Origin of the sequence: Salinivibrio sp. AR640 (assembly GCF_001995405.1) — a bacterium.
In the GTDB taxonomy this organism is placed as follows: Bacteria; Pseudomonadota; Gammaproteobacteria; order Enterobacterales; family Vibrionaceae; genus Salinivibrio; species Salinivibrio costicola.
The window spans coordinates 30,764-44,987 of the sequence record NZ_MUFD01000015.1 but is presented as its reverse complement, the minus strand read 5'-3'; the positions used below and the strand labels follow the sequence as shown (position 1 = coordinate 44,987).

Here is a 14,224-nt window from a genome sequence, read left to right as displayed (position 1 = left end):
ATTTTATCGGGTTTATTCGTATATTTGACTAAAATAATGCTTATGGTGTCCAGCTGATGTCTCTTTATTGAGACAGATTTAAAATCGGCCATCTTTATAATAAGGCTTTGTTTGGCAAGTAGTATGACAGACTGGATGTAAGGCAGGTGTTATGGGATTTGATGCAGGGAGTGACAAAACCTTAAGCTCACTCGTGGTGGTCGGTGGCGCTTATGAGCCTTGGCTGGCAACCCTTGAGCAAGCTGGCTGGCATTGTCATCGCTGCTATGATTTGCGTGCTGCGCAGTCATTGTTACAAGATATCGGCCCTTGTATTGGTATTGTCGATCTCAGCCATAACGACTTTAGCCTCAATGGTGTCGCTTCGCTAGTTAACCGTAACAAGCAGGTGCGTTGGTTAGCCTTGGTGAGAGAAAATCAGCTTACTAATGAAGCGATCTGCCAGTTTATTGTCAGTTTCTGTATTGACTACTTCACTTCGCCTGTTCCTAATTCGCAACTGATGAGTACCATTGGTCACCAACTCGGTATGCTGCGTCTTGAGCGCCATGTCTGGCCACAACTCGGTGACCACAGTGATATGGGACTAGAGGGAACGAGCCCGGCGATGAAAAAGTTGCGTGATCAAGTACGTCGTGTCGCGCCAACCGATGTGTCTGTGTTAATCGCCGGCGAGAGCGGTACCGGTAAAGAGCTAGTGGCCCAAGCGATTCATCATGCATCCACTCGTGCGAAAGCGCCGTTTGAGTCGGTGAAATGCTCGGCGTTAGCCGATGAGTCGATGCAGCATGCGTTGCTGGGCGATGAAAAGATGCCAGGGAAAATCCGCCAGTGTCATAAAAGCACCTTGTTTTTTGATGAAATTGGCGATTTACCTCTGCACTTACAAGGGCACTTACTGCATTTGCTGCAAGAAGGCACCTTAGATATCACCCATGACCAATATAATCGTGATCTCGATGTGCGCGTGATTGCCTCCACCCATATGGATTTAGAAAAGCGTGTCGCCGAAGGATTATTTCGTGAAGACTTGTATTATCGATTGAATGTGCTGCGTATTAATATGCCGGCGCTCAAAGATCGCCAGTCCGATGTGCCTGAGTTAGCAGAGTATTTTTTGCTTAAGTTTGCACGTCAATATAATACGCAAGCACGAACCTTTTCTGATGAAGCCAAGCGCGTACTGAGCAGTTATTCGTGGCCGGGCAATGTGCGCGAGCTTATCAACCAGGTGAAGCGCGCGGTATTGCTGGCCGATCATCTGGTGATTGATGCGGAGCACTTAGATTTGCCCCATCAGGGTGATTATAAACAAAGCTTACGTAAAATCCGTGAAGAGTCGGAACGCGATGCGTTAATTGCTGTGCTAGAGGAAAATAAGGGACAAGTATCGGCCGCGGCTAAAGAGCTCGGTGTTTCACGTGCGACCATGTATCGGCTTTTAAATAAACACAATTTGATCCCCGCGCCACGCACGTTTCGTCAATAAACCTTTTGACGTATTTCTATGAAGGTTAATGTACTCAGCCTTGTTTTGAGTGGGGAGCTGGGATCGGAAACAAATAGTCATACAGCCAGTTATAAACAAACGCATAAATCAGATAAAAAATGACGAGCCCAATATCCATGCTCAGAGCTTGCCAAAAGCTCATCGACAGCCACCACATGATAAAGGGAATAGTGGCGACCAGAAGCCCAGCCTCAAAAAGCACAGCATGCAACAGACGCAAGGGGAGGGTTTTGATCACTGAGCCCCGCCAAGCCAACATCGCTTTATCAAAGCCAATGTTGTAGACATAATTCCAGAAGGTGGCGAGCACCGAAAAAATCGCGCCCATGATCCCAAGATGACCGATGTCCGCTCCCAGAATCCAATTGAGCCCCAAGACCACCAAGATCAAGCCCGTTAGTTCAAAACCGATAGCATGGCGCCATCTGTCTGCTTTTGTTCGCATCAGATTTCCGGTTGCGGTTGGATAATGCGGCCAGATTACACGTAATGACCAGCAACTCAACCAAGATGTTCTCCACCTTATTGTCGGTAGTGATCTCCGTCACTGATAGAGCACCGTGTACCAGTGGGTATCGATACATGGATAGAAATAGTACAAATGTTTGTATATTTACGTATACCCTGAGTGAGAGCAGCACAATCCCCCATGTCTTTATTACCAGACAGACTGTTGCGCTTTATTTGAACAATATTAATATAAATTATTGATGTTGAATATAAGTTATTGAATAATAATAGCTCCATTCACGCAGATTCTTATGCCTAGGAGGTAACTGCCATGACTTATTATCCGATGAAAAAATTCGCTGTCATCGTTGCCTCTGCGCGTCACTGTGCCAACCACTTGGCGCAGGATACCCGCTCACGCATCTGACTCTGCGTCCAACTGTAACTGGTCGCAGGTATAACGCGACCAGTTTGCAGTCCCACTTCGCTTTATGCCTGTGGCCTCCTATAACCCAAAAGGAGAGCCATCATGACTCAACTATCTTTATTACCTTTAGCCCAAGTACTGGTACGTTTGGATGCGGCTCGTCAGCGTCGTACAAGCACACACCGTCACCGCTACACAGATGTGGCGTTAAATCGTCATCTGCAGCGTGATATTGGTATTGCGCCTGACAAACAATACGCCTTGCCCGTTAGCACACAATTTGCGGCAAAACGTTATCTTGTGACATGGCGACGACGATGGCGGTGGCTATAATGGGTCCCAGGAAGCGGCGTATCGGTTGATACGCCGCCCCATCATCGAATAAAACACCGCGCGGCGGCCAATTTGGCTGCCGTTTGCGATCTAAGGGCAGGGGTTAGGGTAGCGGTTAGCGATCTCATCAATACCGGCAAGCACATCGTCACTCAGCGTTAGCTCCAAGCTATCGAGATTACTCTCCAGCTGTTTTAGCGTCGTGGCGCCAATAATATTGGAAGCGACAAAAGGACGACTGTTGACGAACGCGAGTGCCATTTGCGCCGGATCAAGACCATGACGCTGAGCCAGATCGACGTATTCTTGCGTGGCCTTTTGCCCTGATTCAGTAAAATAACGGGCGAAGCGTTGGTGCAGTGTACAGCGTGCGCCTTTTGGACGTGCACCTTGCAAATATTTACCGCTCAGTGCGCCAAAGGCAAGCGGTGAGTAAGCCAATAACTCCACCCCTTCTTGGTGGCTGATCTCAGAGAGCCCCACCTCAAACGTCCGGTTAAGCAGGTTATACGGATTCTGAATAGAGACGATACGTGTGAGGCTGTGCTTCTCTGCCAGATGCAAATAGCGCATCACGCCCCAAGGGGTTTCATTAGAAACGCCGATATAACGGATTTTTCCCGCTTGTACTAGCTCGTTCAGTGCATCCAAGGTATCCAAAATCGTCACCCCAGAATGCTCGTCTTGATAAGGATAATTGAGCTTACCAAAACAGTTATTATGCCGTTGCGGCCAATGGACTTGATACAAATCGATATAGTCGGTTTTCAGTCGCGTCAGGCTATCTTCAACGGCTTGATGAACATGACGTCGGTTGAGCGACATGTTGTCACGGATGTAAGGAACATTGCGCGGGCCAGCCACTTTAGTGGCGAGGATCACACGATCGCGCTTTCCCGACTTTTCCAGCCAGTTACCGATATATTGCTCGGTTAACCCTTGTGTAGGTTGGCTTGGGGGGACGGGGTACATCTCTGCGGTGTCGATAAAATTAACACCGCGCTCAAAAGCAAGATCGAGCTGAGCATGCGCGTCGGCTTCACTATTTTGCTCACCAAATGTCATTGTGCCAAGACACACTTTACTCACGTCTAGCGAGGAATGGGGCAAACGGTGGTATTGCATCCTATCTCCTTGTCTGCAATCGACCTATGGCAGTCCATAGTAGAGAATTTTGCCTTTAATCGAAAGCGGTTTAACCGCACCGCTCGGCTTGACAGGTGTGCAAACTTTAACCATTACTTGTATGGGTGACGCCATGAATTGCCGGGCGATGGGGTGTATTGGGTCAGGTAGCAACAGGCGCCAAAGAAAGCGACAAGAGGAAAGTCAAATGAACTATGCACAACTCAAGGCGTGGATGCGCGCGGATCCCCAGTCATGTCCGCAATGCTACATCATGGCTCATGCGGGAGGCGCCAAGTATTCGGTAGAAGTCGAAATCAAGAAGCAGCTCGAGCCTTTACGTTCCGATCAAACCGGCGAGGTGATGCAGTTTGATCATGTGGGACAAGTAGGGGATAAGCTCAAGGCGCTTGGCATTGAACAGGGCGTGTTACGCTTAATGGATCCCTATGATGAGTTCGCGACCGGTGGGGAGCCTGGGTGTCGCGAAGACATGCCGATTCGATTTTAAGGCACTATTATTGTGGATCGAGGAAGTAACGGTTCAGGATCTGGTGGGTAAATTGTGTCCGTAAATAAAACCCTCGTGGTAGCGTTCGAATTGGCTCGCCATGAGGCCCAAAGGCGTCGGTGAGTACGCTGCCATTAGCAGCCTTGGGCCGCAATTGTAGGTATTGGCCTTGACGTGCCGTGATTTCTGTCACGCGTCCCAATGCCACCCAATCCATTAATTCTTCCCAGTCGGCGCGTAAGCATGCGTCTTCTTCTGAGCTAGGAGACCACAGCAGGGGAGTCCCTATCCGTCGCTTCGCCACGGGAATATCACGCTCGCCTTCCACGGGGACCCATAACACGCGTGATAGTTTTTGTCTTACATGGCTGGTTTCCCAACGAACCCCCGCAATCCCAGTGAGCGGCGCGACACAGACAAAGGTTGTTTCTAGAGGCTTACCGTTTTGGTTGACGGGAATGGTTTTTAGCTCAATCCCCAAATGTGCGAAGTCTTGTTCAGGCTTACTCCCCGCATTGGCACCTAAACAGGTCTCGAGTAACATACCGATCCAGCCTTTTTCCCGAGAGAGTGTTTCCGGACAGCTTATCCTTAGTGACTGGCTCACTTCACCCAGCGTCAGACCTGCAAGCTCTAGTGCTCGGTCCATCAGTATCTGTTCAGACTCAGGAGGATGTATCACAGTGGCTCGATCCTGTTTATGAGCATAACGGTCGTGCATTATCGAGAACTGTCATCAGTGCTGCAAGTGGATCCTTGGGGAGAGAATGTCATGACTGTCCTTTAGTTATCCACATGGATATCATTTTATGCGCGTAAAATGAGGCGCATGATCATATATACAGTAATAAAAATCAGAGAAAAATGGATAAAAGAGCTAATCTGTCGTTTTTTTGAGCTATCGATGTGGATAATTCACTAACTGGTGGATCTTTGAGCGATCTGTGCGTATTTAATGATCGTCTGATCTTGTTAAGGATCCTATCTTAGCAGTTTACTTTTAAATTTCTGAATTTAATGATTTATTTTATTTTTATGACAATATTTCTTTCCGTTAGATGATCGATGCCTGATGCTTTAATGCACTTTTTCTAGGCTTCTTCACAAATCTATCCACAGAAAGCGTGAATAAATGTGCGCAAACTCTCATTGCTATGTTTATAACTTCCTGTTAGAGGGTGAGTTATCCTCAGATGACGACGAGAGCGCAAAAAAGAAGGTCAATCCACAATGTTTGTTTACCCTCAGCCGCTTTTTGTGAAAAAATCAGGTTCAGTAGAGATTTATCATTGAGGTTGTCCAGTGATTGATGGCGATGGCTATCGTCCCAATGTGGGGATAGTAATTTGTAACGGCCACGGTCAAGTACTCTGGGCTCGTCGATATGGTCAGCATTCATGGCAGTTTCCACAAGGTGGTATTGATGAAGGAGAAAGTCCTGAGCAAGCCATGTATCGTGAATTGTATGAAGAAGTTGGACTGACCAAAAAAGATGTGCGCATCTTGGGGACTAGTCGACATTGGTTACGTTATAAATTACCGAAACGCTTGGTGCGGTGGGATTCTAAACCCGTATGTATTGGGCAAAAGCAAAAATGGTTTTTGCTTAAGCTTGAGTGTGATGAGTCACACGTGAACGTTTTGCGTGGCGGGACACCGGAATTTGATGGCTGGCGTTGGGTCAGTTATTGGTATCCTGTGCGTCAAGTCGTGGCATTTAAGCGTGAAGTCTATCGGCGTGCAATGAAAGAGTTTGCGCCGCTTGCGATGCCTTTTAAAGAACGCAAACCTCGACGTAAAAATAAGCGAGGGTAAAGGAGAAACTCGGTGCTCACGCAGTTAAGGAATATTGTGCAAAGCGTTGCAGTGTCAGCCGATCTCGATCAGGCGCTGCATACGTTGGTGCAACAAACCTGCTTGGCAATGCGTACCGAGTGCTGCTCTGTCTATCTCGCCAACCTTGAGCAACAAAGCTTTGATTTGATGGCAACGCAGGGGCTCGATCCGTCGGCGCAAGTGTCGATGTCGTTTGGTGACGGGTTAGTTGGCGTGGTTGGTCAACGAGCTGAGCCTTTAAACCTCGCTTATGCACGACGACATCCTGCGTTTAAACCTTTTCCAGCGACAGGAGAAGATGCGTTTCAATCTTTTTTGGGTACGCCCATTATTTATCGAAAAAAGGTGCTGGGCGTATTAGTCGTTCAGCAACACCAACCGCGTCAATTTGATCAAAGTGAAGAGTCGTTTCTTGTCACCTTAGCCGCGCAGTTGGCGGTGGTATTTGCTCATGCGGACGCGCAAGGGGGATGGCAAGGTACCCGATCGCCTGTTTTACTTGAAGGGATGCCGGCGTCACCGGGGATCGGTATTGCTCAAGCTTGGTGCGACGAGTCGCAACCAAGGCTAGAAGACGTTGCTCCGGCAAGCAGTCTCGATGCGTCGCGAGAGCTCGACCGCTTAGACGCCGCGATTGATGAGGCCAGTACCGAGTTCCGGCGTTTGCGTAAGCGCTTTGATAAGGAGCTACAAAAAGACGCATTAGCGATTTTTGATCTGTTTGTACATCTGCTCAATGATCCCATGTTGCGAGAAGACATAACGGTCAGGATCCAGCAAGGCGATGAAGCGACGTGGGCCGTGCGACAAACTGTGGAGGCCTTTTCCGCACGCTTTTCCCTGATGGACGATCCTTATCTCAAAGCGCGCGCAGACGATGTAAAAGAACTGGGTCAGCGATTACTCTATTTTTTGATGGCCCCGGCAGGCAGTGCTCCAGCGATTTCATCACCGGTTGTGTTACTGGCTCACGAGCTGACAGCCGGTATGCTGGCTTCGATTCCTCGTACCTTACTGGCAGGCGTTGTCGCCGAACAGGGAGCGGCTAATTCTCATGCTGCCATTCTCGCGCGGGCATTGGGGATCCCTGCGATCATGGGGGTCAGCTTTTCTCCCTCACGCTTGCACCACAAAACCGTTATCCTCGATGGACACAAAGGGATATTAATGATCGAGCCTGCCGAGGCCTTGATCAACGAATACCAGCAATTGGTTCAAGAAGAAGCCAGCTTACAATCGACCTTTGAGACAGCACTGGCCAGCCCGGGACAAACCCAAGACGGCACCCGGGTTGAGGTCCATTTAAATGCCGGTCTCAGTGCCGATAGTCAAATTGCGATTAATCAAGGGGTGGATGGGGTAGGACTTTTTCGCACTGAAGTCCCTTTTTTAATGTTACGCCGGTTCCCCTCTGAAGACGAACAAGTGAAACAGTATCGCGCCATTCTTGCCAGTTACCCTGATAAGCCTGTGGTGATGCGTACGTTGGATATCGGTGGAGATAAGCCGCTTCCTTACCTAAGTGTGGAAGAAGATAATCCTTTTCTGGGGTGGCGCGGTATTCGCTTCAGCTTAGATCATCCGGATATCTTTTTGATCCAAGTCCGTGCGATGTTACGCGCGAGCATAGGTTTAAATAACCTTAAGTTACTACTGCCAATGATCTCTGGCCGCAATGAGTTATTGGAAGCGAAAACCTTGGTCAGCCGCGCGTATCAAGAGGTCAGCCAAGAGGCCGAGAGCACGGGTGAGAGCGTTAATATCCCTATGCTCGGGATCATGGTCGAAGTCCCCTCTATTTTGTATCAGTTGGATAATATCGCGCGTGATATCGATTTTTTATCGGTAGGGACCAATGACTTGACCCAATATTTACTCGCCGTTGATCGCAATAATGCGCGGGTCGCGGATATTTTTGATGCCCTGCATCCTTCAGTACTCCATGCCTTATCATCCATTGCAACCATGGGGGCGCGCCATCAATTACCGGTAAGTGTCTGCGGTGAGTTGGCCGGCGATCCTGTGGGTGCAGCATTATTAGTAGGATTGGGTTACCAGCAACTGAGTATGAACACTCGGAATGTCGCCAAAATCAAATATCTGTTAAGCCGATTACCGTATGAGGCGCTAGTGGTGCAGGCGAATACTATGCTGACATTAGACGACCCTGATGCGATTCGAGCATCGACCGAGGCCTTTCTCGCCGAACATGGGCTTGATGCGCTAGTCAAAATCGGACAAATGCGATGATCACTGGCCTAACACTGTTGTTGTTTGTGGTCTGCATGCTAGTCGGTGCGTGCGTAGGTACCTTATCAGGGCTGCTTGGCATTGGCGGTGGACTGGTGGTGGTACCCGCTTTAACGTTTCTATTGCCGGTTTTTGGCATTTCACCGACGGTGGTGATGCCCATTGCTCTGGCGACGTCGTTAGCAACGATCGTTTTGACCTCAAGTGCGTCGGCATGGCGGCATTTTCGCTTAGGTAATGTGCATGTCGAGGCGGTCAAAGCTCTTGTTCCTGGCATGTTGTTAGGCGGTAGTCTTGGGGCCGGATTTGCTGACTTGCTGCCTCCTGATTGGCTACCCCGTTTATTTGGTGTGATTGTGCTTGCGATGGCACTGCAAATGTTACTTAATCGCCGCGTCTATCAAGCGCGCCCATTGCCGCATTGGTGGCGGCTTTCTGCGGCTGGAACCTTGATTGGGACGCTTTCTAGCTTGGCAGGCATTGGTGGCGGATCCTTTACTGTTCCATATTTACACTGGCGTGGGGTCAGCATGCATCAAGCGATCGGTAGTGCCTCAGCGGGGGGAGCGGTATTAGCGTTCGGTGGCATGATTAGCTTTGTGTGGTTGGGCTGGCGACAGACGGAACCCTTACCGCCACTCAGTGTCGGATACTTGTATTTACCCGCGTTGCTCGGGGTGGTTTCCACGTCTGTGTGGATGACACGGGTAGGCGCGCAGCTTGCGGTGAAGTTACCTACTGAGCAAATAAAACGTATTTTTGCCGTCTTTCTTGTTATTGTCGGCGCTAGCATGTTATTGAAATAAAGGATAAAATTCATGGCTGAAGGTTATTTCACCTTTCCGTCAATCGACCCGATATTAATCGAGTTAGGCCCCATTGCGGTACGCTGGTACGGGTTGATGTATTTGTTAGGGTTTGTGTTTGCTCTTTGGCTGGCAAACCATCGTGCGACAAAACCCAACAGTGGTTGGAACAAAGAAGAAGTCAGCGATCTGCTGTTTGCCGGCTTTCTTGGCGTGGTATTGGGTGGACGCATTGGCTATGTGCTTTTTTACCAATTGGATGCTTTTATCGCCGACCCCTTGTTTTTGTTCAAAGTATGGACAGGAGGCATGTCCTTCCATGGTGGTCTGTTGGGTGTGATCACCGCCATGGCATGGTATGCACGTAAAACGCAGCGCCACTTTTTTACCGTGGCTGACTTTATTGCGCCGTTAGTACCATTCGGCCTTGGCGCTGGCCGGTTGGGCAACTTTATGAACGGTGAGCTATGGGGGCGCGTCACGGATGTGCCTTGGGCAATGGTCTTTCCAACCGGGGGCCCGTGGCCACGCCATCCCTCGCAGCTTTATGAGTTTGCATTAGAAGGCGTCGCGTTATTTGTGATCCTCAATATGTACATTAAAAAGCCACGCCCAATGGGGGCGGTCTCGGGGCTTTTCTTGGCCGGTTACGGCACGTTCCGCTTTACCGTGGAGTATTTCCGCGAGCCAGATGCACATCTTGGGTTATTTGCAGGAATATTCAGTATGGGGCAGCTTTTATCGTTGCCGATGGTGATCGTAGGGGCGTTGATGATGCTATGGGCGTATCGATGCCAACCCGCCAAGTGACCGAATAACGCGAATCGGTTATAGTAAGTGATACACCAAGGCACCTCAGCGGTGCCTTTTGTTTGTTCGGTCAATGATAGGAAACACTATGAAGCAGTATCAGGCGTTGATGCAGGATATTCTCGATAATGGGACAGATAGGGGAGATCGCACTGGTGTCGGAACGCGATCGGTATTTGGACGCCAACTACGGTTTGACCTTGCTGAAGGCTTTCCACTGTTAACGACCAAAAAACTCTATACCCGAGCGATTATCCACGAGCTTTTGTGGTTTCTTAACGGCGAGACTAACATCCAGTACTTACAAGACAACAAGGTACGTATTTGGGATGAATGGGCCACCGAGCAAGGTGATCTCGGTCCCGTCTATGGCGCTCAGTGGCGCTCTTGGGCGTGTCCAGATGGTTCAACCGTGGATCAGATTGCGCAATTGATCGAGCAAATTAAAACCAAACCCAATTCGCGTCGCCATATTATCACTGCGTGGAACCCTGCCGATTTGCCGGATGAGTCCATCAGCCCATCAGAGAACGCGGAGCAAGGCAAAATGGCCTTAGCCCCTTGCCATTGCTTGTTTCAGTTCTACGTGGCGGATGGCAAGCTCTCATGCCAGCTTTATCAGCGTAGTGCAGACTACTTCTTGGGTGTGCCGTTTAATATTGCCAGCTATGCGCTGTTCACCCATATGGTGGCGCAACAGTGCGACCTAGCGGTCGGTGATTTTGTCCATACTTTCGGTGATGTTCACCTTTATCATAACCATCTGACCGATGATATTGTCCATGAACAGCTAAAGCGTGAACCGCGTGCGTTGCCGACATTGACCATTAAACGCAAGCCTGCCTCTATCTTTGAATATAAAATCGATGACTTTGAGATTGCAGGCTACGATCCGCATCCGACCATTAAAGCGCCGATTGCGGTTTAACGCATTGCTGTTTAACACATAGCTGTTTGATAGGCAGTAACGTTAACGAGACGACTTGGTGTCATCTTGAGCCAATTTTCAATAAAAAAACGCAGCCAGCTGGCTGCGTTTTTTGTGTGCGACCTAAATCTTAGGCTTATTGGGATAAGAGGACGATGCTGCCTGGGATTACAACAAAGACCATGCTGATATAAACGAGGACGGCCATTTTTGATTTGGCGGCCATTTTTCCCAACAAGTCTGCACCTTTGAGCGGTAATTCGCGTAAAAACGGCACACCAAAGATAAGCGCGGTGGCTAGGATATTAAAACTAAGGTGTACTAATGCAATTTGCAGCGCAAAGACGGCGAACTCGCCCGTGACGGCTGTGGCAGCAAGTAACGCGGTAATGCAGGTACCAATGTTTGCGCCCAATGTGAATGGATAAATATCACGCACCTTTAACACGCCTGAGCCGACCAATGGCACCATCAAGCTAGTGGTCGTTGATGAAGATTGCACCAACACAGTGACGATTGAGCCTGAGAAAATACCGTGCAATGGACCGCGACCGATCGCATTTTTAAGCATGTCTTTTGCCCGACCCACCATCAGTTTTTTCATCACGCGACCCATCACGGTGATGGCAACGACAATAGTAACAATCCCCATGGCAATCATCACGAAGCCACCAATGTTGCCCGGAAAGATAGCATCCAAGGGCGATTGCACAGCATTAACGACGGGTTTGGTCAATGGCTTAATAAAGTTTAACCCCTTGATACTCATATCGTTCGCTTGTGCCAGTGGCGACACCAACCAGCCAGAAATTTTATTCAGTATTCCAAATGCCATTTCGAGTGGGAGAAAAATAGCAACGGCAAAGAGATTAAAGAAGTCATGAACAGTGGCACAACTAAAGGCTCGACTAAACTCTACTTTACAGCGGGCATGGCCTAAACTGACGATAGTATTAGTCACTGAGGTACCCACGTTGGCTCCCATTACCATGGGAATCGCCGCTTCAACCGGCAAGCCACCCGCGACCAGGCCGACGATAATAGACGTCACGGTACTTGAAGATTGAATCAATGCAGTGGCAACAATACCAATCATTAAGCCAGCTACGGGATGAGACGCAAACGCAAAGAGCGTCTTCGCTTCGTCGCCTACGGCCCATTTGAAGCCGCTTCCTACCATGGCAACGGCCACCAGTAGGAGGTAAAGCATGACGGCAAGCTTGGTCCAACGGAACCAATTTGAGGAGCTCTGAGTTGCCTCTACTGCTGTAGCATGGGGAGTCATAAGATATCTCCGTGACAGTTCGATGTCAGTTTAGTGTCAAAGCAAAATCTGAGGCGATAGTAAGAAGGGAATATTTCAGAAATATGACATAAATACTGCAGTGAGTTGAAAATACGATCTTGGCACGGATATGCCGCAGCAAAAGGGCTGTTAGCCCCCTGATTCCTAGCGTTATTTGTCCCTAAATACACGGATGGAAAAAACAGAGATAAAAATTAATAACAAGGTTGAAATCGACACTATGCTAGAGAGAAAGCGTTAGGCTATAAATCGGTAAACAGGATATAAAAGCGTTAGACTACGAATAAATCAATGGTAAGTTAGTTTTAACATCGGTTTTCCCGATGTTTACTATCAGAACAAACGATTTTTCTAAAAGTGGTCTGACTGTCTAGACTACTGAAATCCACTTTTATTGTATGGAGTGCTCTAAATGACTGATGTCATTCGTCAGTTTCTGAAAATGGAATCCGCAGGAGGTATTGTGCTGATTGTAGCGGCGGTATTAGCGATGTTCGTAGCGAACTCGGATTTACAGCCTTTATATGACAGCACGCTTCATACCTATGTAGCAGGCTTATCCGTTGGTCATTGGATCAACGATGGTCTGATGGTGATTTTTTTCCTGCTGATTGGTTTGGAAGTCAAACGTGAGTTGGTTCAAGGTGCCCTAAACTCAAAAGACAAAGCCACATTCCCTGCGGTTGCAGCGATCGGCGGTATGCTCGCTCCCGCACTGGTTTACTTGGCGTTCAACTGGGGCGACCCACTGGCCGTGTCTGGTTGGGCTATCCCAGCTGCTACGGATATCGCGTTTGCGCTCGGTGTGTTGGCGTTGTTGGGTAATCGTGTCCCGCTTGCGTTAAAAGTATTCTTACTGGCATTGGCGATCATTGATGATCTTGGGGTGATTGTGATCATTGCCCTGTTTTACAGTAGCGACTTATCGCTGGTTGCCCTAGCGTCAGCCTTTATAGCCACTGTGGTACTAGTGGCGATGAATATGCGCAAAGTGACCAGTATTCCTGCGTACGTCGTGGTTGGACTGATTTTATGGTTCAGCGTGTTGCAATCGGGCGTTCATGCGACGCTTGCCGGTGTGGTGCTTGGTTTTGCCATCCCGCTTAAAGGTAAAACGGATGATGCTCCCTCGCCATTGAAAAAAATGGAACATGCGCTACATCCATACGTGTCGTACCTGATCCTGCCGATTTTTGCGTTCGCGAATGCTGGGGTATCGCTTGACGGTGTATCACTGGCTAACTTGACGGAAATGTTGCCGCTAGGTATTGCCTTGGGCTTGCTTCTGGGTAAACCACTAGGGATCTTTACCTTTAGTTGGGCCGCAGTGAAATTAGGTATTGCCAAACTGCCAGCACGCGTGAATTTCACCCATATCTTTGCCGTGTCAGTGCTCTGTGGTATTGGTTTCACCATGTCTATCTTCATCTCATCACTGGCTTTTGTTGGTGTGAATGGCGAGTTCGTCACACTCTCTCGTCTTGGTATCTTGATAGGATCGACCTTGGCGGCCGTGATTGGCTACGTAGTGTTGCACTTTGCACTGCCACCAGCCAGCGCGCTTGCAGATGAACAAGGAGACGAGTATGAAGAAGGTAATACTGGCGTTGATTACTAGCCTGGTTACCGTCTCTGGCTCTGCCATGGCGGTAAACCAAGATATGTATTGCAACGGAAAGCAAGACCAAAGCGATGTTTGCCAAGCCTATCGCGCTGGTGTCGCGGCCGGAAAGGCGATGGTGACATCGAACGTTGATAAGGTTGATAGAGAAGAACAGGATAAATCCTCAAGCTTCTCAGAGCGTGCTTTAGAGCATCGAGCGGGTGAGCGGGTAAGAAAGCCGCTTGATAAAGACGATGTGAAAAACTAAAACGCGTATGCCACTTGAAGGCGCCAGAGAGGCAGCGTAAGCTGCTTCGTCTGGCGTTTTT

At 48.9% G+C, this 14,224-nt stretch carries 14 protein-coding genes; 10 read left to right on the top strand and 4 right to left on the bottom strand.

The features are described 5' to 3' along the window. Positions 1-151 precede the first annotated feature (151 nt). Positions 152-1,489: a sigma-54-dependent transcriptional regulator gene (locus tag BZG75_RS09145; RefSeq protein WP_077576786.1), complete on the top strand. Its 1,338-nt coding sequence runs from the start codon at positions 152-154 to the stop codon at positions 1,487-1,489. Positions 1,490-1,523: 34 nt separating this feature from the next. Here BZG75_RS09145 and BZG75_RS09140 read toward each other — a convergent pair whose 3' ends face one another. Then, positions 1,524-1,955 (bottom strand): PACE efflux transporter, encoded by a 432-nt coding sequence (locus BZG75_RS09140; protein WP_077461736.1) that lies wholly within the window; start codon positions 1,953-1,955, stop codon positions 1,524-1,526. Positions 1,956-2,489: 534 nt separating this feature from the next. Between BZG75_RS09140 and BZG75_RS09135 the strand changes: the two genes are divergently transcribed. After that, positions 2,490-2,720, top strand: a complete 231-nt coding sequence (locus BZG75_RS09135) for a hypothetical protein (RefSeq protein WP_077576785.1) — start codon at positions 2,490-2,492, stop codon at positions 2,718-2,720. A gap of 90 nt (positions 2,721-2,810) precedes the next feature. Here the strand turns inward: BZG75_RS09135 and BZG75_RS09130 are convergent, their stop codons facing one another. Beyond that, a complete protein-coding gene (locus BZG75_RS09130) occupies positions 2,811-3,845 on the bottom strand; it encodes an NADP(H)-dependent aldo-keto reductase (RefSeq protein ID WP_077461735.1) in 1,035 nt (344 codons plus the stop codon). Between the two features lie 208 nt (positions 3,846-4,053). Here BZG75_RS09130 and BZG75_RS09125 point away from each other — a divergent pair, with 208 nt between their 5' ends. Continuing rightward, positions 4,054-4,356, top strand: a complete 303-nt coding sequence (locus BZG75_RS09125; protein WP_077461734.1) for a DUF6482 family protein — start codon at positions 4,054-4,056, stop codon at positions 4,354-4,356. A gap of 7 nt (positions 4,357-4,363) precedes the next feature. Here the strand turns inward: BZG75_RS09125 and mutH are convergent, their stop codons facing one another. Next, positions 4,364-5,077, bottom strand: a complete 714-nt coding sequence (gene mutH, locus BZG75_RS09120) for a DNA mismatch repair endonuclease MutH (RefSeq protein WP_199878877.1) — start codon at positions 5,075-5,077, stop codon at positions 4,364-4,366. 581 nt (positions 5,078-5,658) lie between these two features. Between mutH and rppH the strand changes: the two genes are divergently transcribed. The 5 genes from rppH to BZG75_RS09095 all read left to right on the top strand — a co-directional run bounded on the left by rppH (position 5,659) and on the right by BZG75_RS09095 (position 10,986). After that, positions 5,659-6,171 carry an RNA pyrophosphohydrolase gene (gene rppH / locus BZG75_RS09115; RefSeq protein WP_021023314.1) on the top strand — a complete coding sequence of 171 codons (513 nt, stop codon included), beginning with the start codon at positions 5,659-5,661 and terminating at the stop codon, positions 6,169-6,171. Positions 6,172-6,183: 12 nt separating this feature from the next. Continuing rightward, positions 6,184-8,442, top strand: a complete 2,259-nt coding sequence (gene ptsP / locus BZG75_RS09110) for a phosphoenolpyruvate--protein phosphotransferase (protein ID WP_077576784.1) — start codon at positions 6,184-6,186, stop codon at positions 8,440-8,442. Further along, complete coding sequence (locus BZG75_RS09105; protein ID WP_101494559.1) at positions 8,442-9,248, top strand: sulfite exporter TauE/SafE family protein; 807 nt, start codon at positions 8,442-8,444, stop codon at positions 9,246-9,248. The genes ptsP and BZG75_RS09105 overlap by 1 nt, the downstream gene beginning before the upstream one ends. 12 nt (positions 9,249-9,260) lie before the next feature. After that, a complete protein-coding gene (gene lgt, locus BZG75_RS09100) occupies positions 9,261-10,058 on the top strand; it encodes a prolipoprotein diacylglyceryl transferase (RefSeq protein WP_077576782.1) in 798 nt (265 codons plus the stop codon). An 88-nt stretch (positions 10,059-10,146) separates the two neighbouring features. Next, positions 10,147-10,986 carry a thymidylate synthase gene (locus tag BZG75_RS09095; RefSeq protein ID WP_077576781.1) on the top strand — a complete coding sequence of 280 codons (840 nt, stop codon included), beginning with the start codon at positions 10,147-10,149 and terminating at the stop codon, positions 10,984-10,986. Between the two features lie 136 nt (positions 10,987-11,122). On the opposite strand, the gene BZG75_RS09090 is transcribed toward BZG75_RS09095, so the two are convergent. After that, on the bottom strand, positions 11,123-12,271 hold the full coding sequence (locus BZG75_RS09090) for a Na/Pi symporter (RefSeq protein WP_077576780.1): 1,149 nt from the start codon (positions 12,269-12,271) through the stop codon (positions 11,123-11,125). 433 nt (positions 12,272-12,704) lie between these two features. Between BZG75_RS09090 and nhaA the strand changes: the two genes are divergently transcribed. Both nhaA and BZG75_RS09080 read left to right on the top strand, forming a co-directional pair. After that, positions 12,705-13,910: a Na+/H+ antiporter NhaA gene (gene nhaA, locus BZG75_RS09085; protein WP_077461730.1), complete on the top strand. Its 1,206-nt coding sequence runs from the start codon at positions 12,705-12,707 to the stop codon at positions 13,908-13,910. Further along, positions 13,879-14,163, top strand: a complete 285-nt coding sequence (locus tag BZG75_RS09080) for a hypothetical protein (protein WP_021023307.1) — start codon at positions 13,879-13,881, stop codon at positions 14,161-14,163. Before nhaA ends, BZG75_RS09080 begins: the two co-directional genes overlap by 32 nt. The last annotated feature ends 61 nt before the right edge of the window (positions 14,164-14,224 follow it).